Below are 25163 nucleotides of genomic sequence, written 5' to 3'. Positions count from 1 at the left end.
TGAACATGGGCGCACTCCTTGCTGTCGGTCAAGTGAGGTCGGCGAAATGCTAGCAGCGCAGCCTGGCCGATTCAATCCATCACTTCGGCGCCAAAAGCGCGAGCGCACGGCCATCCCAAGATTGAAGCCCCCTCCCCGGGGGCATCCGCTCAGTCCCGCCCCATCTCCTGCAACAAGCTCCTCACCTTGGTGGTGATGATGTCCACCGCCGGGCCGTTGGCGCCGTGGGGCAGGATGACGTCGGCGTTGCGCTTGGTCGGCTCGATGAACTGTTTGTGCATGGGGCGCACGGTGTCCATGTACTGGCTCACCACCGACTCGGTGCTGCGGCCCCGCTCCGAAATATCGCGCTGCAGACGGCGGATGAAGCGCACGTCCGAGGCGGTGTCGACGTAGATCTTCAGCGACATCATGTTGCGCAGTTTCGTGTCGTACAGGGCGAACAAGCCCTCGACCACGATGATCGGTGCGGGCTTCACGGTGATGGTGTCGCTGGAGCGGTTGTCGGCCGCGAAGTCATACACCGGCATGGCGATCGCCTCGCCCTTGCGCAGGGCGGCCAGGTGCTGGGTCATCAGCGGCCAGTCGAAGGCATCCGGGTGGTCGTAGTTCTGCTTGCGCCGGTCTTCCGGCGGCATGTGCGATTGGTCGCGGTAGTAATCGTCCTGCATCACCACCGCCACGTTCTCCGGCCCGATGGCAGCCACCACCTGGCGCGTCACCGTCGATTTGCCGCTGCCGCTGCCGCCTGCGACACCGATGACGAAAGGTTTGTGGGTAGTTTTGGGCATGAGGGGGTACTGCAGGAGAGGATGGAAGGACAAGAGACGGGGCTCGGCTTTACAGCGGGCAAGCGAGCACGGCAGCAAGCAAGCCAACAAGCGGACGAACGAACGATCAAGCCGGGCGGGGAATGCGCGATTTTAAGAGGGGCGTGGCCGAGGGCCGCGTTTCGGCCAGAAGCGGCGCCCGCCACCGTGGCGCTCTTCCCGCCCGTCCGCCCGTGCCAGCCGAGCCGCCGCTCGCCGCGCCCATTCAGCCATTCGCCGCAGCCGGGCGCCAGCAGGCCACCCGAATCGCTAGCATGCCGCCGCGCGCTGGCTTTGATGGAGCCAGGCGCAGAAGCTGTTCGAGCCCTCGGGCGCCGCGTTTCTCTCCCCTTCTCATTCCCTTTGCCTTTCTGCCAAGCCCCATGCGATCGAGCTTCCGCCCTTGCAGCACCGCCTTTTCTGCCACGCACAACAAGCCCGCCACAAGGCGACCCATGCACTTGGCCTGGCGGGCCACAGGCGCAGCCATCTGCATGGCCGCTCTGACGGGGGCGGCCCTGGCCTCAACAAGCGCGGAGCCTGCCGCCCCTCCTGCATCGGCATCGGCATCGGCGTCGGCGTCGGCGTCGGCATCGGCATCGGCCGAAGCCGCGGCCTCCTCCGCCGCAGCGTCTGACTTCACCCCGCCAGCGCCACCGCAGCCCCTGCCCACCATGGCCCCCGTCGCCGTGCAGGGCCAAAGCACGGCGGCGCGGGATGCCAAGACCCTGAGCCATCTGCTCAAGGCCGAGCAGATCTTTCTGGCCGAGCGAGCCCTGGCGCCGGACGGTGTGCTGCGCTTCAAAGTGTTCGGGCGCAAGGAAGCGGAGGCCTCGCGGCTGGTGGATCTGGTGCTGCTGGCGCCGCAGGGCGCGCTGCCGATCGCGCTGGAGGCCGACGGCCGCTTTGCGCTGGACGAGGCCTGGCGGACGCTGGAGCCGGGCACCGAGCTGCACAGCCGCCTGCGTGATGGCAAGGTCACCTGGCGGGCCGATGTGCGCACGCCAGGCAGCACGCCGCAGCTGCGCCGCCTGGGCGATTTGCGCTTGCAATGCCGAGCCAGCTTCTTCAGCGGCATGGCCCGCACGGCCGGGCCTGGTGGCTTGTTCATCCACCTGCTCAAGCCGCTGCTCAATGGTTGCGACAGCAGCCGCTTTGGCTGGAGCAGCTTTGCCGATGCGCCGGTGTTCGGCATCCGGCTCAAGCACGGCCAGCGGGTGCAGCAGCTCAGCCAAATGGCGCTGGGCGGCATGGGCCATCTGGAAGGCCTGAGCCTGCCCGTGTTCGACTGGAGCTACAGCTTGCGACACCAGCTCTACCGCCTGCCCCTGGGCGACAGCGCCTGGCCCGACGACACCCAGGTGGAGTTTGAAAGCATCGACAAGGACGCCGCCACCGCGCCGCTCGACCCGGCCCTGATGCAAGCTCCCGGCCCCTTGCCCGAGGCGGCCCGCAGCCTGCAGGCTGGCGAGCTGAGCCTGTGGGAGGAGCTCAAAGCGCGCTTGGGCAAGGACCAGGGGATGATGCGTTACGACAGCGGCCTGCGGGTGGTGCTCTACACGCAGGATCGCTGGCCCGCAGCCGATGCCAGCACCGGCCCCACGCCGGAGCTGGAGCTGGTGCTGCTGTTCGACGCGCAAGACCGCTTGCTCAAATGGAGCCTGCGCGCCATGGGCGAGCAGCGCCTGGCAGAAGCCGCAGCGGCACCCTGGTCGCGCTGAGACCGCTCGGCGGAAGGGATGCAACTCCGTCATCCTCCGCAGACTCGCCGAACTCGGAATGAGTTCGGCAGCCATTCCGGCCTCGCGGATGCATCGATGAAGTCCCTCGGGAATTGAATCGCCGGTCTTGCCCAAGCTCCCCGACAGAGGCGATCGCCAACTTCAGCACCCGAGCGAGACAAGGCGCGCCAATGGTTGCCGGCTCTCGGCCCTGGCTTGTCGCGCCGCTTGGTCTTGCGGACCTGCTCAGCGCGCGGCCCGTCGCGTTGGCGTCTGCAGGTACTGCTCCCGCAAGGTCTTGAGCTCACCGCTGGCTTGCATCGCGACAAAGGCCTCTTCGAAACGACTGAACAGACCGTCGTCCACCTTGAGGTTGAACGCGAAATAGCAGCCCAGGCCCTTGCGCAACACATGCACCTGCACCAGCTGACTGGGATCGTAGCCGGCCCTCGCGGCCTGAAATGCGTAGGGCAGCGTCAGGCCGGCAATCATGTCCAGGTGGCCGACGTAGAGCATCTTGGCCGAGGTCTCACTGCCCGGGGTGTTGTAGATGCTGCGCTCTGTCACACCCGCCTCCCTGAGCAATTTGCCGGCCGGCGAACCGCGCACCGCACCGATACGAAGAACCTGCCCGTCCGGAGTGGACGGTGTGAAGCTGCGTCCGCTGCTGGCCAAAGCAAGCACGGCGATCTCGCAGTCATCAATCGGGCCCACCCAACGATAGAGCTTCTCTCGTGCAGGGGCGCGAACGGTGACATAGAGCATGCTGTTGGGAACCCCCTGAACGGTGATCTGCGCGCGAGCCCAGGGCTGAATGGCGCGCTGAATTCGCAAGCCGCTGCGCTTGACGATGCGATCCAAAACCTCGTTGGCCAGGCCGAGGTAGCGGCCGTCTTCCAGGTACGAGAAAGGCGGGACGTCTTCGGTCACGCCCAAAAGATCACTGGCATGAACCACCTGACCCGAACAGGCGAGTAACACTGCACACAAACTGGCGCGCAGCCAGCGGTCGACTCGGGGCATGGCAGCTTCCTTCGGTCGGGTTGCAAATCCATTCTGATCCTCTCCACAAGACTTGTCGACCCACCGCAGCAAGCCCGCAAGGTCAGGCATGAGTTTCTTTGAACAGACCGCCGACCCAGCGGCTGCCATGGAGCTGAGCATGGCGAGTTGCGGCGGGTGAAGCTGTGCCGGCGGCGCCGCCGCAGGCACAGCCGATCGCCGGACGCCGATGACCGCCTTGCGCGGGACGAGACGTGACCGGGCCTGAAGCCGGGCCTCAGCTCAAACGGTCGGCCAGGTCTTGGGCCAAGCCGCACAGGGTGAGCGTGGGGTTCCAGGAGCCGGAGGTGGGCAAGATGGCGCCGCCGGTCAGGTAGACATTGCTCACGCCATGCGGCCGATAGTCCAGGCCCACCACCGAGTCGGCCGGGTCCGCGCCCATCCACAAGGGCGAGGCCTCGTGCACGATGATGTTGAGCCGGATCTGCGACTGCGGAGGGCGCAGTGCACTCCAGCTGCCCGCACTGGCGCCGTCTTCGATCCAGTACTCGACGGTCGGGGTCACACCGTCGCTGGACACCAGGGCATCCAGCGTCTGGTAGGTGGCCTCATCGAGGGTGTCCCAGAGGCGCTGATCGGCTTCACTGAGACCCAGCTGCAGGGTGATGTTGCTGGTCGGGTCCGGCCCGTCGTCGAGGCGGATCCAGTTGTCAGCGTTCTTCTCGCTGACCTCGCCCAGCGTGGCGCAGACGAACACGATGTGGTCTTCGGAGCTTTGCAGCTGCTGCGGCGTGGCCACGGCGGCCGCGTCTGGGGCTTCGTGGGCAATGGTGCTCAGGTCGCGCGCAGCATCGGTGGAAGCGAAAGCGCTGACCTGCACGTGGTACTGCTGCCCCTGCGCGTCCTTGCCATCCAGATACAAAGCGCCCAGCTCCAGCGGCGCCACGTTCTTGAAGGCCGAACGCCGGACCCTCGCCGTAACATGCGACATGAAATGCCCTGTGTAGCGCTGGCCGGCCTTGGGCAAGCGCGGGCCGAAGGAGTTCATCAGCAGCGTGGCAGGCGGGATGGTGCCCATGGCCAGGATGACCTTGGCAGAGGCCACAGCCAAGGGCCCACGACTGGTGAGCAGCGCCGTCACCGTGCCTTGCTCGTCGTGGAGGAGGCGCTCCACGATGCAGTGGTCCACGATCGGCAGCGCGGCGCCCTGCCCCTGCGCGGCCAAGCTGCTCTGCCTGGCTTGCAAAGCCAGCAAGGTGCCCACGGTGGAGTATTTGTAGAACTTGACGGTCTGCCAATCCGGGTTGGCCACGGCAATGGGCGCGGGGTAGGCGTTCTGCGCCGACGGCACGAAGCGCTTGAAGTTGTCCTTCAGCCGGCAGCCCAGCTGGGCTTGCAGATTGCCGTAGACGCCATCGTCGATGCGGTCCATCGAGGTGACCTGGAGAAAGCCGCGGGCGCGCTCCCAGAAGCCCGGCTTGAGCGTGACTTGAACCAGCTCCTGCGGCCAATCGCGCATCAGATCCGGCGTGGGAGACGGCGACCAGGCGCTCCAGTAGGTCGAACGCCCACCCAGGATGGGGATGTAGCCGGCCTGGAAGAAGGCCGGGCCGGTGCTGCTCATGCGCGTGCTGCGGGTCCACGGGTAGGTGGTGGGCGGCGAGCCGGTGAAGGCCTGGAAGGCCACGGGCAGCATCTGGTAATGCACAGGCAGGACGAAGCCGCCCCGCTCGAGCACCAGGATCCTGGCCTGCGGCTTGTTGCGCAGCGCCTGCTCGATGAACGCCACACCGGTGGGGCCGGTGCCGATGACGATGAAGTCGAAGGCCTGCTGCTGGATCTGGGCCCACTGCGCGGAGCTGGCAAAGAAGGCCTTCGCAGCCATCTCGTTGACATCCGTGTTCTGCGGGCCGGGCACCGGGTAGCCCAGGGAGATGCCGGCCGGGGCTGAGGGCGCGGGGGCGCTGCCGGCTTGGCGGGCGAAGAAACGCTGGTAGTTGTGGCTCATGGCATCACCTCAACGAATGGTGCTGGGATAAGCCCGGCCATTGCGGTCCGTCGACAGCAACTGGTGGGGCTTGCCTTGCGTGGCTTGATACCAGGCGGGCAGGGATTTGAAGGTCAGCACCATGTCGAAATCGGCGGCGATGCTGCCCTTGTCCATCGGCACATCGCCCTTGCGGTTCTGGAACCACTTCATCCACAAAGGAGAGCCCGGCAGGGGCGAGTTGAGGAAGTTAGCGCATGGGTCTTTTGCGTTGCTGCATCCCGGTGGCAGCTGCGGCCGCGGCGTCAGCAAGGGCAAGAGGAAGGAATCCATGCCCAAGGATGGATTCTTCGGGTTCCATTGCGCCGTGCTGTGGCAGCTCATGCATGAGGAGTTCTTGCCATTGGTGACATAGACCGGTGCCCCGACCTTGAGTTGATCGGCCTTGACACGGCTTGCGGCCGTGTCGCGCGTACCGGGGTTGGTGCCGCTGCTGTAGGCAAAGTCGTTCATGGCGCCATCGTTGGGGCCGGACAGGCGCTCGCCCCAGCCAAAGGTTTCTCCGCCGTACAAGGGTGCGGCCGGGTTGTTCCAGTTTTCGAGCAGCTTGGGCCGTGGGTTGCTGGGGTCCTTGGCCTGCGGGTCATTGCCCCATTGCGCACCGAGCACGACCATCTGATCCCAGATGCCGTTGGGGCCGCGCTTCAGCCGCTTGTCGTAGACCAGGGTGGTGAACACCCAGCCCGTCGCAGGCGCAGAGGCGCTGTCCTTGACGATGATGTCGAACTGCATGAACGAGGCATTGATCAGCACCGGCGGGCTGGCGGTGTAGTCCGGCGGTGGATTGGTGCTGGCATCGACGCTGATGTAGAGCGGCCAGCTCAGGGCCCCCTCCATGGCCGGCCAGACCTTGCCATCGGCCGTGATGAACGACGCTTTGACCACCACCGAACCTTCTGCAAACTGCGTGCTGCGGGCGTTGATATTGGGCTGCATGGCGGTCTTGCCCCAGATGTTGTAGAGCGTGGGGGCTGCCGTGCGGTCGTAATAGGTCAGGACGTAGGTGGTGATGGGCTTGGTCAACCCGCTCTTGGCGAACAAGGACGCGTCCAGCTCCTGGCTGCCGACATACATGCCGTGGATGGGTTCGCGCAGATTGCCGATCCAGGGCTCGTTGTACCAACCGCGTTGGGCCGCATTCCAGTTGGCGTAGTCTTCAATCAAGACTCGCATATCCGGCCCCACGGCCTGCTTCAGGGCCTCGGCGTAAGCGCTGGCATTGCGGGTGCTGATGCGGCCGTTGTTGATGGCCTTGCGCCAGGGCATGGCGGGCACCGGGGCCGTGGCCGGGTAGTCATGACTCAGTTTGAAGAAGGGACCGCTGTACTGATTCGGCGGCACCACGGTGCCGTTGTTGTCAGCGAACGGGGTGTTGGGCGCGGCATGGGCCGGGCCAGCCAGCAAAAGGCTGCAAGCGGCCGACCACAGCAAGGATTTGAACGCTTTCATCATCTGCTTCTCCATCTGTTGTTGATGCGGGGAAGGAGGCGACGGGGTCAAGCCTGTAGCGGCTCGAACGCCACCTGGGGATGCCGAGCGTTGCACATGCGTTTTCTTGCATTGCTGCCGGCCATGTATTGAGCCACGCAGCCCCGATCTCGGGAGCCGGCCTCGGCGTGATTAGTTACGGAGCCTGCAGCCACGAGTACCAAAGCGGATGTCGGCTTTCTCTTCATAACGTGCGCACCGCGCGGCGCAGCGTGGCGGATGCAACCCATCCCAGCGATTCGACGGTTCGTCGCGGCACCGTCGCGCGGCGCCGGGCCGGCGGCCAAGATGCGGCCGCTGAACTAGGGCGCCATGTGATCGCGCGCGCCCATCGGTTCCTTCAACCATCAGGACAGGACGCAGCCCGGGATCCAAGTCGGGCGCGAGAGGAGCGCACATGAACACCGAGGCACACGCAAGGCACAAGCGGCTGTGGATCTGGGGCGGCGGGGCGGCCTTGTTCGAGGCGCTGAGCTATATCGTTGGCTTTGCGGCCATCACGACCTGGCTCAAGCCCGAGCAGGCCGAGGGCTGGGATGCGGCTCGCAGGCTGGCTTTTGTGCTGGAGCGCCAGGCTGCATTTCAGGCCGTGAACCTGCTGGTGTATGTCGCCTTCGGCCTGGCGCTGGTGCTGCTCAGCTCCGCGCTGCACGAACGCTTTCGCGCATCGGGCAATGAAGCGCTGATGCGTGTGGCCTCGCCGTTTGGCTACATCTGGGCAGGCCTGGTGATCGCCAGCGGCATGCTGTCCAGCGTGGGCCTGACAGCCGTGGCCACCCTGCACGCCAAGGACCCCGCCTTAGCCATGACTGTCTGGCAGATGCTGACCATCCTCCAGGACGGCTTGGGGGGCGGGGTTGAAGTGGTGGGCGGGGCCTGGGTCTTGCTGCTGGCGATCGCCGGGCTGCGGGAATCACGCGCATCCGCACTGGCCTGGCTGGGCGTGCTGTGCGGCAGCTGCGGTGTCTTGACCCTGCTGCCGCCGCTTCGCGATCTTGGCGCCGTTTTCGGCATCACCCAGATTGTCTGGTTCACCGGTGTGGGCCTCATGCTGCTGCGGGCGGGGCGACGCACGAGCGTCGGCTGACCCCTGCCGATGCCCCGCGGGGCGCGCGGCCCATCGGGGTCATGGCGCTTGCATGAGACCGCCTGAGCTCAAGGCAGATCGCCGAAGAGATCAGGCCCAAAGACCTCGTAGTGAATGCGGCTGCGCTCGATGCCCTGGGACAGCAGGGTGCGGCGCTGCGCCTGCATGAAGGCCAGGGGGCCGCAGAGGTAATAGTCGGCATCGGCGGGCCAGGCGCCCAGGTCGTGCGGGCCGTCCAGGGCCATGCGGCCGGGCACGGCGCCGGGGCGGCTCTGGCTGCCCTGCTCCAGCCAGAGCTGGTAGCGCGCGTGGGTCAGGCGGGCCAGGGTGGACTCCACCTCTTCGCGCAGCGGATAGTGCGCGGGGCTGGTGGTGGCATAGGCAAAACACAGCGGCCGCTCGGGCTGGCTGTGGGCGATGTGCTGCAGCATGGACACCATGGGCGTGATGCCCACACCGGCGCTGATCATCACCACGGGCTGCAAGCCCGGGCGGAGCTGGAAGTCACCCGCCGTAGGGCCCACGCGCAAGCAGTCGCCCACGCGAATCTGCTCATGCAAGCGGGTGGAGACCAGGCCGTCGGGGCGGCCCGCCGGCTCGCCCTCCTTCGACGCCTCGCCTCGCACGCGCTTGACGGTGATACGCCAGACGCCCTCACCAGGCCGGTTGGACAGGCTGTACTGGCGGATCTGGCTCAGGCCCAGCTCGGGCAGGGGCAGCGCCACGCTGAGGTACTGGCCGGGGATGAAATCGGGCAGCGGCCTGCCGTCTGGCGCGCGCAGGGTCAGGCTGAGCGTGTCTTCGCTGCTGGCTTGCAGATCGCAGACCTCCAGCTCGGGCCAGGCGCCGCCGACGGCCCAGTGGCGTTCCTGGTAGAGCCGCGCTTCGCGGGCGATCAGCTCGGAGGCCATCAACCAGTAGACCTCGTCCCAGGCGCTGGCGATATCGGCCGTGATGGCCGCGCCCAGCACCTCGCCGATGCTGGCCAGCAAGTGGCGGCCGACGATGGTGTACTGCGCCGGCGTGATGCCCAGGCTGACATGCTTGTGGGCGATGCGCTCCAGCACGGGGGCGATCAGCTGCGCTTGGTCCATGTGCGCCGCGTAGGCGTAGACCGCACGGGCCAGGGCCTGGGCCTGATCGCCCTGGGACTGGTTGCTGAGGTTGAACAGATTCTTCAGCTCGGGGTGCTGGCCGAGCATGCGTTGGTAGAAGTGCCGGGTGATGGCTTCGCCATGTTCCAGGACCACGGGCAAGGTGGCTTCGATCCAGGGGCGTGCGGTGGTGGAGAGCATGAGAGTGTCGAGCTTGTGAGAGGAAACGGAGGCTTGAAGGTGCTGCAGGCGGCGCCGGGCTCAGGCCACGCGCGCCAGGGCTTCTTGCGCAGCAAGGCGGGCGACATAGCCGAGCTTGAACACGCCGGCCGCCACCGGAATGGCCAGGTGGGCCACGATTTGCGCCGGCAACGAGAGCTTGTGCGCCAGCGGGTAGGCCAGCACCACGGCAGCCACCACCACCAGGGCCGAATAGCCCATGGCCCGGCGCGACCAGGCGAACACACGGAGGTCCTCCCAGGCTGGCGCGCTGGCGGCCTTGGGCACATTCACCGCTGCGGGGGCTGGAGCGGCGGCCACGAGCCCGGACACGAGTGAAGGGGGGCGGGCCGGTGCGGCCGAGATCAGGGCAGAGCTGGGGGCAGACGAGAGTGCGAGCGATGACATGGGGGGCTTTCTTGGCTTGGGTTTGAATTTATAAGTTGCATTTTGCATGCATCTTTTAAGCCTGAATCCAACAGGGCCATTGCTGATCGCCCCGGGATAGACCATTCGGCCCTGGTCTACCATGCGCGCATGCAGATCACCCAGCACACGGATTACGCCCTGCGGGTGCTGATCTACCTCGCCAGCAATGAGGAACGATTGGCCACCATCCAGGAAATCGCCGAGCGATTCGACATCTCACGCAACCACCTGACCAAGGTGGTGAACGGCCTGATCCATAGCGGCTTTGTCGAAGGGCTGCGCGGCAAAGGCGGCGGCCTGCGCCTGGCACGCGCCCCGGCCGAGATCGGCGTGGGCGATGTGGTGCGCCAGATGGAAGGCGAGCCCGTGCTGGTGGAATGTTTCGGCGAAGACAACAAATGCGTGCTGGGCGCCAACTGCCGGCTCAAGGGCGCGCTGAAAAGCGCCCTCAAGGCCTTCTTCGCCGAACTGGACGCCGTCAACCTGGCCGATCTGGTGGGCAAACCGCAGTGGCGCCTGATGCACGCGCCGACCCGGCCCGCACCGCGCTCGGCCTGAGCCAAGGCAGGGCAGCCCTGGCGCACAAAAAAAAGGCCAGCGGCCTTTTCGGCACGCTGGCTTTTCATCACTGCCCTCTCACGCGGCGCCATCGCGGCGCCGCGCAGGAGCTGAGGCTCAGTAGCGGGTGATCAAGCTCAGCCCGCTGAAGGCGGTCTTGCCGCTCACTGTCAGGTAGATATAGCCCGGCGTGTAGACCGGCACCACCACGGTTTCGGCGTTGCCGCTGTTGGTGGAGCGGTAGTTGTGCGAGCTCGGGCTGGCCCAACCCTGGGTGTTGACGTAGAGGTCGGCGTTGCCGCTGCCGCCGCTGGTCTGGATGCTCAGCTGCACATTGGGTTTGTCCACGTAGATGTAGTAGTAACGCAGATCCCCCGCGGCACCGGCCAGGCCGGCGCGCACGCAGCCATTGCTCATCTGATCGCTGCGGCCGGGGCAGAGATTCGGCGTGCTGGTGGACACGGTGAAGCTCTGACTCTTGGGCGGGTTGCTGCTGGCACCGGCGTTGTCCTTCACCGTCAGGGTGACGGTGTAGGTGCCGGCGGCGGCAAAGGTCTTGCTCGGGTTGCGCGCCGTGGAGCTGCTGCCGTCGCCAAAGGTCCAGGCCCAGCTCACCACGCTGCCGTCGGCATCGCTGGAGCTGTCGGTGCAGTTCAGGGTCAGGCCCGTGGCGGTGCAGCTGAAGTTGGCGACTGGCGCCTGGTTGCTCGCGACCCTCACCGTGACCTGCTGGGTCTTGGGCGGGTTGCTGGCGGCACCCTTGTTGTCCTTGACCGTGAGCGTGACCGTGTAGGTGCCGGCCTGGGCGTAGGTCTTGCTCGGGTTCTTGACGGTGGAGCTGCTGCCGTCACCAAAGCTCCAGGCCCAGCTGGCGACGCTGCCATCGGGGTCGGTCGAGGTGTCGGTGAAGTTGGCCGTCAGGCCCGAGGTGCTGAAGGTGAAGCCGGCAGTCGGCGCCACATTAGCGGGCGGCGTGCCGTTGGCGCAGTTCACCCCGTTGGTGTTGACCGTGCCCAGCCAGCTGCGGAACTCGGCGTCATAGCGGCTGCCGATGGTGCTCTTGAGGAAGCTGCGCGCGCCCGTCCAGTCGCCCTTGCGGTAGAAGCCCAGCAAGGTGCTCACGTCGGCGCGGTGGCGCTCCATCATGAAGCTGACGGCCAGATAGCCCCAGCGGTAGACGCGATCCTGGTTGCCGTAGTCGGTGTCGAAAAGCTGGTTCAGCGTGTAGGTGTAGCTGCCGGCCATGCTCAGCGCCGCGTCGTAACGCTGGTTGAGGTAGCAGTACGCCACATGCTCGGCCAGACCCTCGCTCCACCAGACGGTCGGCGTCGTCATATTGGCGCTGAAGTCGCCGTACATGTCGAAGCGGCCATCGAGGTAGTGGGTGTACTCGTGGTTCAGATTCCAGACCTGGAAGCTGGGGCGCAGCCAGTCGGCCTCGTAGGCCACGAAGCGGGCCTGGTTGCCGGCCGCGGCCGGGTCGCCCTCGAGGTACATGCCGCCGTTGTTGGTGTCCATGCCGAACAGGGCGCCACCGTAGTCCTCGTAGTCGCTGGGGCTGTCGAAGACCACCAGCTCCAGGCTGCTGTTGAAGTCATTGGCCACGGGCTGGCGATTGGTTTGCAGCTTGTCGTGGAAGTAGCTTTCCTGGTTCACCACCGAGCTGCAGGTGCTGGTCTGCTCGGCCGCCGTCATGGACTGGGCGCGCAGCGTCAGGCTGGGGCTGCAGGTCTTGCGCAGGGGCAGGATGGCCGCTTCGGTGCGGGCCTTCCAGTTGCAGTTGCCGTAGTAGTTGCAGTTGCCGGCGTCGTAGTAGTCGGTCATGTCGGCCAAACCAACCCAGATGCCGCCCGAGGGCGTGTTCAGGCTGCTGCGCGTGGTCAGGCCCTGCACCAGCGGCCGCACGGTGGGTTTGAGGCTGGCGTACTGCAGAAAGCGCGAGAGCTCTCGCGAGGCGTTCTTGGTCAGGAAGGCGTTGCCGGTGCCCAGCAGGTTCCAGTTGCGGCTGGCGAAATCGCTGAGCGCGTAGATGGTGGAGCTGTCGCTCTGCACGGCTTGCTGGAAATCGCTTTCCTGGTGGCCGCGGAACAGCACCGTGAAGGCGTTGTTGGCGGCGTTGCGCATATTCCAGGAGCTGTTCCAGCTGGCGCTGTAGTCGTTCAGCAAACGGCGCACCACCCAGAGGTAGCGGGCGTTCTGCACCGAGGAGTCGATCAGGATGACCGCCTCGGACAGGGTCTCGCCGTTGGCATCGCTGTTCTGGAAGATGTTGGCGTTGCTGAACAGGGTGTCCAGCGCGCCTTGCAGCGAGGTCTTCAGGCCCGGGCCGTAGCTGCCCACATCGCCGGCGTTGTAGTACTGGACGTAGTAACCCGCACGCAGGTAGAGCACCAGATTGGCCGCGCCCTGGCTGTTGTTGCCCGGGTAGCTGGCGGCATAGCTGCGCAGGCCATCGGCCACGCTGCGCATCTGCGCCTCGCTGAAGGCGCTGCGGGCATTGCTGCCGGTGAAGCCGAAGGTTTCGTTGACGCACTCCATCGTGCTGCCGCGGATCGCATCGACCAGAGCCCAGCCGGAGTTGCGGGTGAAGATGCTGGTGTCGCAGGCGGCCAGCGTGGCCGCGCCGGTCTTGGCGGCGGGTTTGCGCAGCGCATCGCGGCTGTGGTGGTCACGCAGGTGGTCGAGCGAGCTGGGCGTGGGCGCGCGATCCTTGGCGCTGAGCGGCTTGCGGGCGGGAGTGCGCTCCGCATCCAGGCTGGGCTGGGGGGCCAGATGGGACGCGGGCAGCGCCTCACGTTGCGGGGCGGCTTGGGCCGGAGCCGAGAGGCTCAGGCAGCTCGCCAAGGCCAGGCTGACGCCGGCCAGATGGTGGGTTTTCATTGCTGGTTGTCTCCGTTGTTGTGGGGGGTATGCCCAAGGGCCGAGAAGCCGAGTCACGCTTGTGCCGCAACTGGCTTCTCGCTTGGGCCCGCAGCGCTGCGGCGCCGGCTCCGCAAGGCCTACCAACGGTTCAAAGCACCGCGCATGTGCACCGCTGGAATAGATATATTGGAGATATGTGTGCGATATTCATATCTGGTTAACCCCAGATGTCAGCGGCGGAAGCGCTGTGGTATGTGCCGATGAGCTTGCGCGTCAGGCTGCGAGGCAAAGGGCTACGCGCGAGCTGAGGCGCTCCAATCGATGCGATGGAGGGGCCGCGCACACCAGCGCGCACAGCAAAGAAAAAAGCCAGCGGCCTCCCGGCCACTGGCTTTTGTTTACCGCTGATTTTCTGGGTTACCGCAGATCAGCTCAAGAAGGCAGGCTCAGCCGCCCGTCCCGAGGTTCACGGCAGTTCCACGCCCACAGCTCAACGGCCTAGGTCGAGATTCACAGGATCTCGACCCCGACGGCTGTTGCCTCGCCACCACCGATGCACAGCGCGGCCACGCCGCGCTTCAGACCACGGTGCTTGAGCGCGCCGATCAGGGTGACCAGGATGCGGGCGCCCGAGGCGCCGATCGGGTGGCCCAGGGCGACAGCGCCGCCGTTGACGTTGACGATCTCGTGCGGCAGCTTGAACTCGGCCATGGCCGCCATGGTGACGGCGGCAAAGGCTTCGTTGACTTCCCAGAGGTCGACGCTCTTGGCATCCCAGCCGTTCTTGTCCAGCAGCTTCTGGATGGCGCCGACCGGGGCGGTGGTGAACCACTCGGGGGCGTTGGCATGCACGGCAGTGCCGACGATGCGGGCGATGGGGGCCAGGCCCAGCTTGGCGGCCGTGCTTTCACGCATCAGCACCAGGGCGGCGGCGCCATCGGAGATGGAGCTGGAGGTGGCGGCGGTGATGGTGCCGTCTTTCACGAACGCGGGCTTGAGGCCGGCGATCTTGTCCAGCTTGGCCTTGAAGGGCTGCTCGTCGCGGCTGATGACGGTGTCGCCGGCACGGCCGGAGATGGTGACCGGCGCCATTTCCCAAGCAAAGCTGCCGTCTTCATTGGCGCGCTTGGCGCGCTCGGTTGAGGCGACGGCGAAGGCGTCTTGCGCCTCGCGGGTGAAGCCGTACTTGCTGACGCAGGTTTCGGCGAACACGCCCATGGCCTTGCCGCGCTGGTAGGCGTCTTCCAGGCCGTCCAGGGCCATGTGGTCGTACATGGCGGTGGCGCCGTACTTCACGCCCTTGCGCGCGAACATCAGGTGCGGGGCGTTGGTCATGGATTCCATGCCGCCGGCGATCAGGATGTCGGCGCTTTCGGCCTTCAGCGTGTCATGGGCAAACATGGTGGCGCGCATGCCGGCGCCGCACATCTTGCTCAGCGTGACCGCGCCGACCGATTGCGGCAGGCCGGCCTTGAGCACGGCCTGGCGGGCGGGGGCTTGGCCTTGGCCGGCCATCAGGCAGTTGCCGATGAAGGCTTCCTGGATGGCATCACCCGGCACACCGGCGCGCTCGACGGCGGCCTTGATGGCCACGGCCGCAAGCTCCCAGGCTTGCAGGCCGGCGAAATCACCGAGCAGGCCGCCGATGGGCGTGCGGGCGGCGGAAACGATAACGATGGATTCAGTGGACATGAGAGGCTCCTTGGGGAGTTCAACAACAACAAACAAAAAAGAACGGGGACAGCGAGAGAAAACGGGCGCGAGCGCTTCAGTGCAGCGCCGCCGGGGTGGGCGGTGGCTGCTGCAGAAAACGCCGCTGCGGGTCGTAGGGAAAGACGTCGTGCACATGGCCGTCCAGCGTGCGCTGCTGGTGGCGCTGCCAGAACGCGGGGTCGAGCAGATCGGCGTGGTGGCGCATGAAGACCTCACGCACGCCGGGGTGCCCCAGCAGGAAGGGGCCGAAGGTCTCGGGGAAGACATCGCGCGGGCCGACGGCGTACCAGACCTCGCCGGACAGCTCCTCTTCCTCGTTGCGCGGCGCGGGCACGTGGCGGAACTTGCAGTCCGTCATGTACTCGATCTCGTCGTAGTCGTAGAACACCACCTTGCCGTGGCGGGTGACGCCGAAGTTCTTCCACAGCATGTCGCCGGGAAAGATGTTGGCGGCCAGCAAGTCCTTGATGGCATTGCCGTACTCGATCACCGCATGCTCCAGCTGCGCGGGCGTGGCCTCTTGCAGATAGATGTTGAGCGGCACCATGCGGCGCTCGATGTAGACATGGCGCAGCACCAGGTGCTCGCCGCCTTGCTTGTCCCCTTCTTCTTCCAGCAGGCTGGGACAGAAATGGCGCAGCTCGGCCAGCAGCTCTTCGTCAAAGCGATGGCGTGGCAATGCGACGTTAGAGAACTCCAGCGTGTCGGCCATGCGGCCGACGCGGTCGTGCTGCTTGACCAGCAGGTACTTGCTCTGGATCAGCTCACGCGTGGTGTTTTCCTTCTGCGGCGGGTAGAAATCCTTGATCAGCTTGAAGACAAAGGGGTAGCTGGGCAGATCGAACACCAGCATGACCATGCCCTTGATGCCGGGGGCGATGCGGAACTTGTCGCTGGAGTGGCGCAGATGGGCGAGCAGGTCGCGGTAGAACAGGTTCTTGCCATGCTTTTGCAGGCCGATGGCACTGTAGAGCTCGGCGCGCGGCTTGCGCGGCATCAGCGAACGCAGGAACTGCACGCAGGCGCTGGGAACGGCCATGTCCACCATGAAATAAGCGCGGGCGAAGCTGAACAGCATCAGGAGATCGTCTTCGCCGAACAGGGCGGCGTCGATGCGCAGCAGGCCCGATCGCTCAGCATGAAGGATGGGCAGGGCAAACGGCGTCTCGGTGAAGCCGTTGATGATCTTGCCGACCAGGTAGGCGCCCTTGTTGCGATAGAACAGGCTGGACAGCACCTGGATCTGGAAGTTGGCGCGCCAGCGGAAATCACCGAGCTGGCGCTGCACCGCCTGCAGCACCAGATCCACATCACGGCCCAGGTCTTCGAACTCGACCTCGAGCTGGAAATTGGTCAGCACCCGGCACCAGGTGTCGTGCAGGTTCTGCGGCGTCGGGTAGTAGGCGCGGTAGGTCGCGCGGGCGGCCGGCTCCTCGTTCTCGATGTACTCGGTGGACACAGCCGGGCGCACGAAGAGGAATGAGTTGTGGAAGTAGCCGCGGTGCAGGATGCGGGTGCAGACGGAATTGAAAAAGGTCTCGGCCAGCTCGGGCTGCAGGTGGTCGATCAGCAGGCCGATGAAGTGCAGCTTGACCTGCTGCCAGACATCCATGGCCAGCTGGCTGGCTTGGAAGCGCGCCTCCAGCAGAGCCACGGTTTCGTCCACCCGCTGCTCGTAGAACTCGATGCGCAGGGCCTGCGCGCGCTGCTGGCCCTGCCAGTCGGCCCGCTCGAAGCGCTGCTTGGCGGCGGCGCTGGTGGCGCTGAAAAGTTGGTAGTGGCGGTCAAAACCGCCCAGCAAGGTCTGCGCGATCTCGAAGGCCCGGGCGTCGGTCAGCTTCTGCGGAAACATGGACGGGCGCGCCGGGCTGGGACGAGAAAATCAAAAAGACCGAGGCTGTGCAGCAAGCCGCCGCGGCGACTCAGGCCGCCGGCTGGAGGCGCGCGGCCTCGTAGCGTTGCTTGACGGCCGCCAGCGCGCGCTGAAAGGCGGGCGCCACCTGATCGGCCGAGGCGGCCGTGATGCGCAGATCCTCCAGCAAGCCGTTGTGCAGGCCGTAGACCCAGCCATGCACGACGATCTCCTGGCCGCGCGCCCAGGCGTCTTGCACCACCGTGGTCTGGCAAGCATTGCGGGCCTGCTCCAGCACATTGAGCTCGCACAGGGCGTTGACGCGCTGCTCGACGGCAATGCTCTCCAGCCACTCGCTGTGGTGATTGCGCACATCCTGCACATGGCGCAGCCAGTTGTCGACCAGGCCGGTGCGCGCATCCAGCAGCGCCGCCTTCACGCCGCCGCAGTTGGAATGGCCAACCACGATGATGTGCTTGACCTTGAGGGCATCCACCGCGAACTGCATGACCGAGAGGCAGTTCAGGTCCGAGTGCACGACGACGTTGGCGACATTGCGGTGCACGAACAACTCGCCCGGCAGCAGATTGACCAGCTCATTGGCCGGGACCCGGCTGTCAGCACAGCCGATCCACAGGTATTGCGGTGTTTGCTGCTTGAGCAGGCGCGAGAAGAATCCCGGCTCACGGGTTTCCGTGTCAGCCGCCCATTGCTTGTTGCTGTCTAGCAGTTCTTGAAGTTCAGTGCTCATGGCGTGATTGTCAGGGGATCGAATGACGTCGGGCTCGCAGGCGAGCGATAGCTCGCCCAGACCACACGGTCGATCAACTGCCCCGCTTTGAAGGCGCTCTGCGGCCAGCGGGCCTCGAGTGCGTAGCCGGCGCTGCGAGCCACCGCCTGCGAACCCTCGTTCCAGGCAAAGATGGGGGCGTAGATCCGGCTCAGCTCAGTGCGCTCGGCCCAGGCCCAGGCGGTGACCAGGCGCAAGGCCTCGGTCGTGATGCCGCGCCGCCAAAAAGGCTGGCCGATCCAGTAACCGACTTCGGCATTGCAGCGCAGCCAACCGCTCTCGGGCCGCAAACCGATGCAGCCGATGATGGCGCCTTCATGTTCAATGCCCCAGACCCAGCCGCCCTGGCGCCAAGCACCGGAGCACCAGGCCTCGGCGTCGGCCAGGGTGTAGGGATGAGGGAAGCCTTCCAGCAGATTGCGCCAGACGGCCAGGTTGTCGGCCTGCTCGCGCAAGTCCGGTGCATCGTCGGGCCGCAGCTCGCGCAGGCGCACGCGAGTCCCTTGCAAGCAGGGGATGGGCAGCGTTTCGAGACCTTGCTCAAGACTCATGCGAAAGCACCCCAGGCCGTCAGCTGCGCAACCGAAACCGCAACACCGCCACAAACCTCCACCAGCGGCCGCTGGAAGCGAGCAAACACCTCGGGATGGGCGCACAGCGCGGCCAGGGCGGCACCGCAAGCGGGCTCGACCATCACACGCATGGCATCGGCAAAACGGGCGCAGGCGGCAGTGGCCTGGGCGTCGCTGACGGTCAGGCTGATCGTTGGGTGAACCTGGGCCAGGCGCAAGGCCTCATCGGCCACACGGCGCGCACCCAGCGAGGTGGCGATGGATGTGATGGCCGGCAGGGTGACGGCCTGGCCGGCCTGCAGGCTTTGGCTGAAGCTGTCGGCACCGACCGTCTCCACCGCAATCACCGGCACCTGGTGCAGGCCGTGGCGCTGCAAGCCTTGGACGATGCCGCTGTACAAACCACCACCACCGACGGCGGTGACCACGGCGTCGAAGTCCAGGCCTTGATCCCGCACCTCGTCGATGAGGCTGGCGTGACCCTCGAACAGCAGGGGGTGGTCGAAGGGATGGACGTAGGCGGCGGCGCGTTCCTCGGCCAGGGCGGAGGCAAAGCGATGCGCCTCGTCCCAGGCGGCGCCGTGGCGCAGCACCTGGGCACCGCGTGCGGCGATCATCTCGGCCACGGCGGCGCTGCTGGTTTCCGGCAGCACGATGGTGACGGGCAGGCCCAGCGCTCGCGCCGCGTAGACCGCCGCCAAACCCGCGTTGCCGCCCGAGGCGCAGACGATCTCACGCGCGCCGTTCTGCGCCGCCTGCTGCACCAGCCGCCCCACGCCGCGCAGCTTGAAGCTGCCGCTGGGCTGCAGCGCATCCATCTTGAGCCAGACCTCGGCCTGAGGGAACAAGCCCGGCGCCGCCCGCAGCAGCGGGGTGTTCAGGTGCAGCGCGTCCAGACGCATCACATGGTCTCTGCGAAGAGTTCACGACCGATCAGCATGCGGCGGATTTCCGAGGTGCCGGCGCCAATCTCGTACAGCTTGGCATCGCGCCAGAGGCGACCCAGCGGGTACTCGTTGATGTAGCCGTTGCCGCCGAAGATCTGCACGCCTTCACCGGCCATCCAGGTGGCTTTTTCGGCGGTCCACAGAATCACCGATGCGCAGTCCTTGCGGACCTGGCGCACATGCTCAGCGCCCAGCAGGTCGAGGTTCTTGGCCACGGTGTAGGCGAAGGAGCGACCGGCTTGCAGCACGGTGTACATGTCCGCGACCTTGCCCTGGATCAGCTGGAATTCGCCAATGCTTTGGCCGAACTGCTTGCGGTCGTGGATGTAGGGGATCACGTTGTCCATCACGCTTTGCATGATGCCCAGCGGGCCGCCGGTCAGCACGGCGCGCTCGTAGTCCAGGCCCGACATCAGCACCTTGGCGCCACCGTTGACGGCGCCCAGCACGTTCTCGGCCGGCACTTCCACGTTCTGGAACACCAGCTCGCCGGTGTGGCTGCCGCGCATGCCCAGCTTGTCGAGTTTTTGCGCGATGCTGAAACCGGGCATGCCCTTCTCGATCAGGAAGGCGGTGACGCCGCGCGCGCCCAGCTCGGGCTCGCTCTTGGCGTAGACGACAAGGGTGTCGGCATCGGGGCCGTTGGTGATCCACATCTTGCTGCCGTTGAGCAGGTAGTAGCCGCCCTTGTCTTCAGCTTTTAACTTCATGCTCAGCACGTCAGAGCCGGCACCGGGCTCGCTCATGGCTAGTGCCCCCACATGCTCACCCGTGATCAGCTTGGGCAGGTACTTGGCTTTTTGGGCTTCGTTGCCGTTGCGCTTGATCTGGTTCACGCACAGATTGCTGTGCGCGCCGTAGGAGAGGCCCACCGAGGCGCTGGCGCGGCTGATTTCTTCCATGGCGATCATGTGGGCCAGGTAGCCCATGTTCGCGCCGCCGTACTCCTCGCCGACGGTGATGCCCAGCACGCCCAGATCACCCATCTTGCGCCACAAGTCCATGGGGAACTGGTCGCTGTGATCGATCTCGGCGGCACGCGGCGCGATCTCGGCCTGCGCAAAGTCACGCACGGCGTCACGCAGCGCGTCGATGTCTTCACCAAGTTGGAAATTCAGGCCGGGCAAATTCATGGGTGTCTCCAGGATCTCTCGATGGGGTCAGAGTCATTTTTGCTTGGCCCAGCCGGCACTTGAGAGCGCCTGACCGGGCGGCAGCCGGCCATGGTAAGCCGGGCCCCGAACCGGCACCAGCGCCAGCTCGGACATCGCTTGATTGACGTTTACGTAAACGTTAACCGCACGCAGATTCTAGTCGCCGGAAGGCTTGGCCGGTGCGCGGCTGGGCAGCAGTTTTTGCACCAGGGGGTGACTGACCTTTTTGTCGGCGGCGATGGCGAAGAACTGCTCCTCCACCCCCTCGCAAGGGCCGACCCTACGCAGCTCATAGCGGGCGGTCAGCTTCTCATGCATCAGCTCGGCGGCCGGGAACACGCCCAGGCCACCGGCGCCAAAGGTGGCCAGCAAGGCGCTGTCTTCAAACTCCCCAGCGATGCGCGGGCGCAGGCCGTGACGTTCAAACCATTGGTCGATGCGCGGCCGCACCGCCGCATGGTGAATCGGCAGCAGCACCGGCACCTGCGACAGCGAGGCCGGAAAGTTGGCCGAGGCCTGCTCGAACCAGACCTCGGGCGCATACCAGGCTAGGGGCGAGGCGCCGAGCGAATGGCTGTAGACCTTGAGGCTGGGATTGGGCGGAGCCGGCCGGTCGGCCAGCACCACATCAAGGCGGTGCAGCGCCAGATCGCTGAGCAGGCCTTCGAACTGATCCTCGTGGCAATAGAGGCGCAGATTGGGCGCGCTGGTCACCGGCATCAAGAGCCGGCGCACGGCCAGCTTGGGCAAACCGTCCGAAATGCCCACCGCCAGCCGAAGCACCGGCGCACTGGCGGCATCGCGCACCACGTCTTCCAACTGCTCACCGAGCTGAAAGATGGCATCGGCCTGGCGCAGTGCCGCCTGACCGGCTTCGGTCAGCGCCACGCCCCGGCCGGCCGGCTTAAGCAAGGCGTGGCCGAGGCTGCGCTCCAACTCGCGCACCTGGCTGCTGACCGTTTGCACGGCCATGCCCAGGCGCTCGGCGCCGCGCGACATGCCGCCCTCCTTGGCCACCACCCAGAAGTAGTACAGATGCTTGTAGCTGAAACCAAGACTCATGGGCGCGCTCCGTCAGGCATGCGATCACTTCTGTTTTCTGTGAACAACTCTGCCGCATTGTCTGCTTTTTAAGAAAACACGCGAGCCCTAGTCTGCGAGCTCCTTGTCCCCAAACCGGAGGTCTGCCATGCAAGTGCACTTTGAATCCCGAGATCCCGAGGGCGCGCAACTGCGCGAACTGGTCATCGAGCGCCTGCGTTTCGCCTTGCGCCGGGTGGATCTGCGCCCGGCCAGCGCGCACATCAGCCTGAGCGACACCAACGGCCCGCGCGGCGGCATTGACAAGCGCTGCACCCTGTCCTTGAACACGCAGGGCGCCGGGCATCTGGTGATCCACGCCAGCGCGAGCTCCTGGCGCGCCAGCTTCGAGCTGGCCCTGGCCCGGCTGGCCCGCAACCTGGTGCGTGCCTGGCAGCGCCAGCGCAGCCACCCGCGCAGCAACGGCAAGCGCCACTTGCCCGCACCGTCGGCGGATTGAACGCGCCCCGAGCCACGGCCTGCCACCCGTCGAAACCTCAAGCTCTCCCAGCCCTTCACACGCAACCCTCTCAAGGAGCCCTCACCATGCGCAGCTACCCCCGCAACAGCCCCGAAGCAGCCGCCCGCATCCTGTCGCTGGCGGCCTTGTCAGACGGCCACCTCTCGCGCGTCGAGATTGACACCATCGCCGGCATCGGCGCCTGCGAGCAACTCGGGCTGAGCCGGGAGCGCATGGAAGAGGTGCTGCACGGCTTCTGCGAGGACCTGCTGGAGGCGGAACGCATGAGCTGGGCCGAGGTCTGCCGGCTCGATGCCAAGACCCTCGGGCAATTGATGGCAGAGGTCGACGACCCCGCGCTGCGCCGCAAGCTGCTCAGCCTGTGCGTGGCCGTGGTCGAGGCCGATCAGCTGATCGCCGACGGAGAGGCCCTGGTGCTGCTGGCCGCGGCAGAACACTGGGGCCTGCATGAACTCCCAGTGCCGCTCGAACGCGAGGCCGCGCACTGACCTGCGCACGGAGGCGACAGATCCGAGGCCCGATCACGACACCCTGTTACTTCGTTTTTTTCTGAGCAATCCTATTGAATCCTCTTCTTTTTAAAGATGGATTCTTTGCCTAAGCTCAGTGCTCCTACACCACAGCCTGTCTTCAGGAGGTACGCCATGGAAACCACCCACACCCCCTCGTCCACCGCCCCGCGCGAGCTGCCCCTCGTGGCGCAGGGCGTCGGCGCCGCCGACGCGCGCGGTCTGGAGGCCGCGCGCACCAAGGTGCTGCGCAACACCTACGCTTTGCTGGCGATGACGCTGCTGTTCAGCGCCGGCGTGGCGGCCACCAGCGCCAGCCTGCAGCTGCCCGGACCGGGCCTGCTGCTCAGCCTGGGCCTGAGCTTCGGCCTGCTGTTTGCGGTGCACAAGCTGCAGAACAGCGCCTGGGCGCTGCTGGCGGTGTTCGCCTTGACCGGCTTCCTCGGCTACTCGCTCGGCCCGGTGCTGAACCGAACCCTGGCGCTGGAGGGCGGCGGGCAGATCGTCGCCCTGGCACTGGCCAGCACCGGCGCCAGCTTCCTGGCCGTGTCGGCCTGGGTGCTGGGCAGCAAGCGCGACCTGTCCTTCATGGGCGGCTTTTTGATGGCCGGCATGGTCGTGGCCTTGCTGGCCGGCCTGGCGGCCGTGTTCTTCGAGCTGCCGGCGCTGAGCCTGGCCGTGTCGGGCATGGTGGCCCTGCTGTCCATCGGCCTGCTGATGTTCGAGACCAGCCGCATCGTCAATGGCGGCGAGACCAACTACGTGCTGGCCACGGTCAGCCTTTTCGTCTCGCTGTTCAACCTTTTCAGCGCGCTGCTGAGCCTTTTCGGATTCGGCAGCTCGCAAGAGTGAGGCCTAGCGCGCCAGCAGCCGAGCGCAGCCGCACTGCCCCATGACCTTGATTCGCAACGAAAGACCCAAGACATGACTGAGATCGCCATCGGCATCGCCCTGCTGGCCAGCGCCGTGCTCTACGCCGCCGCCCACGAGTACTTCGCGGACAACAGGCGAGATGCCAAGCTGCTGGCCGGCTTGGGTGGCGGCGGCGCGCTGGCCGGCCTGAGTCTGGCCTTGCTGTGAGCGCACCGCCCTGGCGCACGGCGATGCGCCTGAGGCGGGCCGCAGCCCGGGTGCCCAGCGAGGGCTTGTCCCTGCAGGAGTTGGCTGCCCTGCAGGGTTCTGCCGCTCAAGGCTCCCTGCTCTTGCTGCTGGCCGCGCCCTGCCTGCTGCCCGTACCCGGCGTGGGCACGGTGCTGGGCCTGGGCTTGCTGACCCTGGCCACCCTGCTATGGCGCGGCGAGTCGGCCTCGCTGACCCTGCCGGCACGCGTGGCTGCTCTCAATTTGCCGCAGCGCTGGGCCGCCCGCGTGCTGCAACTGCTGTCGCGCTGCCATGGCGCCGCCCAAGGCTTGCTGCGCGAACGCCTGTCTCGGCTCACCCCCGCCTGCCATGAGCCGGCGCCCCGATGGCTGGCTGCCAAGGTCGGCCTGATGGCGCTGCTGATCGTTTTGCCCATTCCTTTCGGCAATGTGCTGCCGGCCCTGGCCTTGATGCTGGCGGGCCTGGCCCTGGCCGCACGCGACGGTCTGGTGCTGTTGCTCGCGATGTTGATGGCCGGGCTGGCCACCGCCTTCGGCCTGGCTGTGACAGTGATGGGGTGGATCTGGGGCAGCCAGGCCTTGGGCTGGGTCTGGCAATACCTGCCGGGACCCTGGTCCGGCGGGTGATCCGAGCTCACCCCTATTTTTCAAAGCAACAACAGCAAAGAGTAGCCCCCACGCATGCAGAGCTTCCTCGACCCCGCCATCCTGTTTTTCGTCTTCGGGCTGTTCGCCGGTGCGATCAAGTCCAATCTCGAAATCCCGCCGCAGATCTCGCGTTTTCTGTCGCTCTATCTGCTCATGGCCCTGGGGCTCAAAGGAGGTTTTGCACTGGCCAAATCGGGCCTGACGCCAGAGGTCAGCATCAGCCTGGGCCTGGCCCTGCTGCTGGCGGTGCTGGTGCCGGCCATGGGCTATCTGCTGCTGCGCCGCTGGCTTTCGGGTTTTGATGCTGCGGCGATTGCGGCGACCTACGGCTCGGTCAGCGCGGTCACCTTCATCACTGCCGTCCAGCACCTGGACAGCCAGGGCATCGCCTTTGGCGGGCATATGGCCGCGGCCATGGCGCTGATGGAGTCGCCCGCCATCATCATGGCCGTGCTGCTGGCCAATCTGGTCAGGCGCAAACAGGGGGCCGGCGCGAGCTCGCCCGGGCCGCTGTCCAAGGTGCTGCACGAGGCCCTGACCGACGGTGCCCAGCTGCTGCTGATCGGTGCCATGCTGGTGGGCCTGATGACCGGTGCGGCCGGCGAGGCAGCCATGAAGCCCTTTGCCGGTGACCTGTTCAAGGGCATGCTGTCCTTCTTCTTGCTGGACATGGGCTTGCTGGCCGCTCGCCATATGGGCGGCCTGCGCCAGCAGCCGCCGCTGCTGATCGTCTACGCTCTCGGTGCGCCGCTGGGGCATGCCGGCATCGCCCTGGGCCTGAGCGCTCTGTGCGGCCTCAGCGCCGGCAACGCCGGCCTGCTGATGGTGCTGGCAGCCAGCGCGTCCTACATCGCCGTCCCGGCGGTGCTGCGCCATGCCATCCCCGAGGCCAACCCGGGCCTCTACTTCGGCATGTCGCTGGGGCTGACGTTTCCCTTCAACATCCTGTTCGGCATTCCGCTCTACACAGGCCTGGCCCAATATCTGCTGGGTTGAAGGAG

General features: G+C 66.2%; 24 protein-coding genes. 10 read left to right on the top strand and 14 right to left on the bottom strand.

Annotated features, from left to right (window positions below):
• Positions 1-149: 149 nt before the first annotated feature.
• Positions 150-791, bottom strand: a complete 642-nt coding sequence (gene udk, locus OOB33_RS07770; protein WP_271008260.1) for a uridine kinase — start codon at positions 789-791, stop codon at positions 150-152.
• Positions 792-1212: 421 nt separating this feature from the next.
• Between udk and OOB33_RS07765 the strand changes: the two genes are divergently transcribed.
• Together OOB33_RS07765 and OOB33_RS07760 are read left to right on the top strand one after the other, a co-directional pair.
• On the top strand, positions 1213-1446 hold the full coding sequence (locus OOB33_RS07765) for a hypothetical protein (protein ID WP_271008259.1): 234 nt from the start codon (positions 1213-1215) through the stop codon (positions 1444-1446).
• A 37-nt stretch (positions 1447-1483) separates the two neighbouring features.
• Positions 1484-2530: a hypothetical protein gene (locus OOB33_RS07760; RefSeq protein WP_271008258.1), complete on the top strand. Its 1047-nt coding sequence runs from the start codon at positions 1484-1486 to the stop codon at positions 2528-2530.
• 246 nt (positions 2531-2776) lie between these two features.
• On the opposite strand, the gene OOB33_RS07755 is transcribed toward OOB33_RS07760, so the two are convergent.
• The 3 genes from OOB33_RS07755 to OOB33_RS07745 all read right to left on the bottom strand — a co-directional run bounded on the left by OOB33_RS07755 (position 2777) and on the right by OOB33_RS07745 (position 7031).
• Complete coding sequence (locus tag OOB33_RS07755; RefSeq protein WP_271008257.1) at positions 2777-3553, bottom strand: substrate-binding periplasmic protein; 777 nt, start codon at positions 3551-3553, stop codon at positions 2777-2779.
• 256 nt (positions 3554-3809) lie between these two features.
• On the bottom strand, positions 3810-5540 hold the full coding sequence (locus OOB33_RS07750; RefSeq protein ID WP_102768130.1) for a GMC oxidoreductase: 1731 nt from the start codon (positions 5538-5540) through the stop codon (positions 3810-3812).
• A gap of 9 nt (positions 5541-5549) precedes the next feature.
• Positions 5550-7031, bottom strand: coding sequence for a hypothetical protein (locus tag OOB33_RS07745; protein WP_271008256.1), 1482 nt, complete (start codon positions 7029-7031; stop codon positions 5550-5552).
• A gap of 433 nt (positions 7032-7464) precedes the next feature.
• Here OOB33_RS07745 and OOB33_RS07740 point away from each other — a divergent pair, with 433 nt between their 5' ends.
• On the top strand, positions 7465-8154 hold the full coding sequence (locus OOB33_RS07740) for a hypothetical protein (protein ID WP_271008255.1): 690 nt from the start codon (positions 7465-7467) through the stop codon (positions 8152-8154).
• A gap of 68 nt (positions 8155-8222) precedes the next feature.
• Here OOB33_RS07740 and OOB33_RS07735 read toward each other — a convergent pair whose 3' ends face one another.
• Positions 8223-9449 carry a globin domain-containing protein gene (locus OOB33_RS07735; RefSeq protein WP_271008254.1) on the bottom strand — a complete coding sequence of 409 codons (1227 nt, stop codon included), beginning with the start codon at positions 9447-9449 and terminating at the stop codon, positions 8223-8225.
• A 60-nt stretch (positions 9450-9509) separates the two neighbouring features.
• Positions 9510-9800: a hypothetical protein gene (locus OOB33_RS07730; RefSeq protein WP_271008253.1), complete on the bottom strand. Its 291-nt coding sequence runs from the start codon at positions 9798-9800 to the stop codon at positions 9510-9512.
• Positions 9801-10004: 204 nt separating this feature from the next.
• Here OOB33_RS07730 and OOB33_RS07725 point away from each other — a divergent pair, with 204 nt between their 5' ends.
• Positions 10005-10454, top strand: coding sequence for an RrF2 family transcriptional regulator (locus OOB33_RS07725; protein ID WP_271008252.1), 450 nt, complete (start codon positions 10005-10007; stop codon positions 10452-10454).
• A 117-nt stretch (positions 10455-10571) separates the two neighbouring features.
• Here the strand turns inward: OOB33_RS07725 and OOB33_RS07720 are convergent, their stop codons facing one another.
• The 8 genes from OOB33_RS07720 to OOB33_RS07685 all read right to left on the bottom strand — a co-directional run bounded on the left by OOB33_RS07720 (position 10572) and on the right by OOB33_RS07685 (position 21406).
• Positions 10572-13334 (bottom strand): collagenase, encoded by a 2763-nt coding sequence (locus OOB33_RS07720; RefSeq protein ID WP_271008251.1) that lies wholly within the window; start codon positions 13332-13334, stop codon positions 10572-10574.
• Between the two features lie 492 nt (positions 13335-13826).
• Positions 13827-15008: an acetyl-CoA C-acyltransferase gene (locus OOB33_RS07715; RefSeq protein WP_102768136.1), complete on the bottom strand. Its 1182-nt coding sequence runs from the start codon at positions 15006-15008 to the stop codon at positions 13827-13829.
• A 76-nt stretch (positions 15009-15084) separates the two neighbouring features.
• Entirely contained in the window at positions 15085-16881 is a 1797-nt protein-coding gene (gene aceK, locus OOB33_RS07710; protein ID WP_271008250.1) for a bifunctional isocitrate dehydrogenase kinase/phosphatase, read from the bottom strand.
• Positions 16882-16951: 70 nt separating this feature from the next.
• A complete protein-coding gene (gene can, locus OOB33_RS07705; protein ID WP_102768138.1) occupies positions 16952-17632 on the bottom strand; it encodes a carbonate dehydratase in 681 nt (226 codons plus the stop codon).
• Positions 17629-18222 carry a GNAT family N-acetyltransferase gene (locus OOB33_RS07700; RefSeq protein ID WP_271008249.1) on the bottom strand — a complete coding sequence of 198 codons (594 nt, stop codon included), beginning with the start codon at positions 18220-18222 and terminating at the stop codon, positions 17629-17631. Before OOB33_RS07700 ends, can begins: the two co-directional genes overlap by 4 nt.
• Complete coding sequence (locus OOB33_RS07695; protein WP_271008248.1) at positions 18219-19145, bottom strand: pyridoxal-phosphate dependent enzyme; 927 nt, start codon at positions 19143-19145, stop codon at positions 18219-18221. Before OOB33_RS07695 ends, OOB33_RS07700 begins: the two co-directional genes overlap by 4 nt.
• On the bottom strand, positions 19145-20323 hold the full coding sequence (locus OOB33_RS07690; protein WP_102768141.1) for an isovaleryl-CoA dehydrogenase: 1179 nt from the start codon (positions 20321-20323) through the stop codon (positions 19145-19147). Before OOB33_RS07690 ends, OOB33_RS07695 begins: the two co-directional genes overlap by 1 nt.
• 177 nt (positions 20324-20500) lie before the next feature.
• Positions 20501-21406, bottom strand: coding sequence for a LysR family transcriptional regulator (locus OOB33_RS07685; protein WP_171827414.1), 906 nt, complete (start codon positions 21404-21406; stop codon positions 20501-20503).
• A gap of 127 nt (positions 21407-21533) precedes the next feature.
• Between OOB33_RS07685 and OOB33_RS07680 the strand changes: the two genes are divergently transcribed.
• From OOB33_RS07680 to OOB33_RS07655, 6 genes are all read left to right on the top strand, one after another.
• Positions 21534-21884 carry an HPF/RaiA family ribosome-associated protein gene (locus OOB33_RS07680; protein ID WP_271008247.1) on the top strand — a complete coding sequence of 117 codons (351 nt, stop codon included), beginning with the start codon at positions 21534-21536 and terminating at the stop codon, positions 21882-21884.
• An 86-nt stretch (positions 21885-21970) separates the two neighbouring features.
• A complete protein-coding gene (locus OOB33_RS07675) occupies positions 21971-22393 on the top strand; it encodes a TerB family tellurite resistance protein (RefSeq protein ID WP_271008246.1) in 423 nt (140 codons plus the stop codon).
• A 156-nt stretch (positions 22394-22549) separates the two neighbouring features.
• The gene (locus tag OOB33_RS07670; RefSeq protein WP_271008245.1) at positions 22550-23266 is read left to right on the top strand and encodes a Bax inhibitor-1/YccA family protein; all 717 of its coding nucleotides are present in this window, start codon (positions 22550-22552) and stop codon (positions 23264-23266) included.
• A 72-nt stretch (positions 23267-23338) separates the two neighbouring features.
• Positions 23339-23494 carry a hypothetical protein gene (locus OOB33_RS07665; RefSeq protein WP_171827411.1) on the top strand — a complete coding sequence of 52 codons (156 nt, stop codon included), beginning with the start codon at positions 23339-23341 and terminating at the stop codon, positions 23492-23494.
• The gene (locus OOB33_RS07660; protein WP_271008244.1) at positions 23491-24141 is read left to right on the top strand and encodes an exopolysaccharide biosynthesis protein; all 651 of its coding nucleotides are present in this window, start codon (positions 23491-23493) and stop codon (positions 24139-24141) included. Before OOB33_RS07665 ends, OOB33_RS07660 begins: the two co-directional genes overlap by 4 nt.
• 54 nt (positions 24142-24195) lie before the next feature.
• On the top strand, positions 24196-25158 hold the full coding sequence (locus OOB33_RS07655) for a sodium-dependent bicarbonate transport family permease (protein WP_271008243.1): 963 nt from the start codon (positions 24196-24198) through the stop codon (positions 25156-25158).
• Positions 25159-25163 lie beyond the last annotated feature (5 nt).

This window comes from Paucibacter sp. B51 (assembly GCF_027863535.1).
In the GTDB taxonomy this organism is placed as follows: domain Bacteria; phylum Pseudomonadota; class Gammaproteobacteria; order Burkholderiales; family Burkholderiaceae_C; genus Paucibacter_A; species Paucibacter_A aquatilis.
This window is presented reverse-complemented; position numbering and strand designations above follow the sequence as displayed.

Coding starts and splice junctions, on each gene's coding strand:
- udk (WP_271008260.1), bottom strand. CDS start 791: ATGCCCAAAACTACCCACAAACCTTTCGTCATCGGTGTCGCAGGCGGC.
- OOB33_RS07760 (WP_271008258.1), top strand. CDS start 1,484: ATGGCCCCCGTCGCCGTGCAGGGCCAAAGCACGGCGGCGCGGGATGCC.
- OOB33_RS07755 (WP_271008257.1), bottom strand. CDS start 3,553: ATGCCCCGAGTCGACCGCTGGCTGCGCGCCAGTTTGTGTGCAGTGTTA.
- OOB33_RS07750 (WP_102768130.1), bottom strand. CDS start 5,540: ATGAGCCACAACTACCAGCGTTTCTTCGCCCGCCAAGCCGGCAGCGCC.
- OOB33_RS07745 (WP_271008256.1), bottom strand. CDS start 7,031: ATGATGAAAGCGTTCAAATCCTTGCTGTGGTCGGCCGCTTGCAGCCTT.
- OOB33_RS07740 (WP_271008255.1), top strand. CDS start 7,465: ATGAACACCGAGGCACACGCAAGGCACAAGCGGCTGTGGATCTGGGGC.
- OOB33_RS07735 (WP_271008254.1), bottom strand. CDS start 9,449: ATGCTCTCCACCACCGCACGCCCCTGGATCGAAGCCACCTTGCCCGTG.
- OOB33_RS07725 (WP_271008252.1), top strand. CDS start 10,005: ATGCAGATCACCCAGCACACGGATTACGCCCTGCGGGTGCTGATCTAC.
- OOB33_RS07720 (WP_271008251.1), bottom strand. CDS start 13,334: ATGAAAACCCACCATCTGGCCGGCGTCAGCCTGGCCTTGGCGAGCTGC.
- OOB33_RS07715 (WP_102768136.1), bottom strand. CDS start 15,008: ATGTCCACTGAATCCATCGTTATCGTTTCCGCCGCCCGCACGCCCATC.
- aceK (WP_271008250.1), bottom strand. CDS start 16,881: ATGTTTCCGCAGAAGCTGACCGACGCCCGGGCCTTCGAGATCGCGCAG.
- can (WP_102768138.1), bottom strand. CDS start 17,632: ATGAGCACTGAACTTCAAGAACTGCTAGACAGCAACAAGCAATGGGCG.
- OOB33_RS07700 (WP_271008249.1), bottom strand. CDS start 18,222: ATGAGTCTTGAGCAAGGTCTCGAAACGCTGCCCATCCCCTGCTTGCAA.
- OOB33_RS07695 (WP_271008248.1), bottom strand. CDS start 19,145: ATGCGTCTGGACGCGCTGCACCTGAACACCCCGCTGCTGCGGGCGGCG.
- OOB33_RS07690 (WP_102768141.1), bottom strand. CDS start 20,323: ATGAATTTGCCCGGCCTGAATTTCCAACTTGGTGAAGACATCGACGCG.
- OOB33_RS07685 (WP_171827414.1), bottom strand. CDS start 21,406: ATGAGTCTTGGTTTCAGCTACAAGCATCTGTACTACTTCTGGGTGGTG.
- OOB33_RS07680 (WP_271008247.1), top strand. CDS start 21,534: ATGCAAGTGCACTTTGAATCCCGAGATCCCGAGGGCGCGCAACTGCGC.
- OOB33_RS07675 (WP_271008246.1), top strand. CDS start 21,971: ATGCGCAGCTACCCCCGCAACAGCCCCGAAGCAGCCGCCCGCATCCTG.
- OOB33_RS07670 (WP_271008245.1), top strand. CDS start 22,550: ATGGAAACCACCCACACCCCCTCGTCCACCGCCCCGCGCGAGCTGCCC.
- OOB33_RS07665 (WP_171827411.1), top strand. CDS start 23,339: ATGACTGAGATCGCCATCGGCATCGCCCTGCTGGCCAGCGCCGTGCTC.
- OOB33_RS07655 (WP_271008243.1), top strand. CDS start 24,196: ATGCAGAGCTTCCTCGACCCCGCCATCCTGTTTTTCGTCTTCGGGCTG.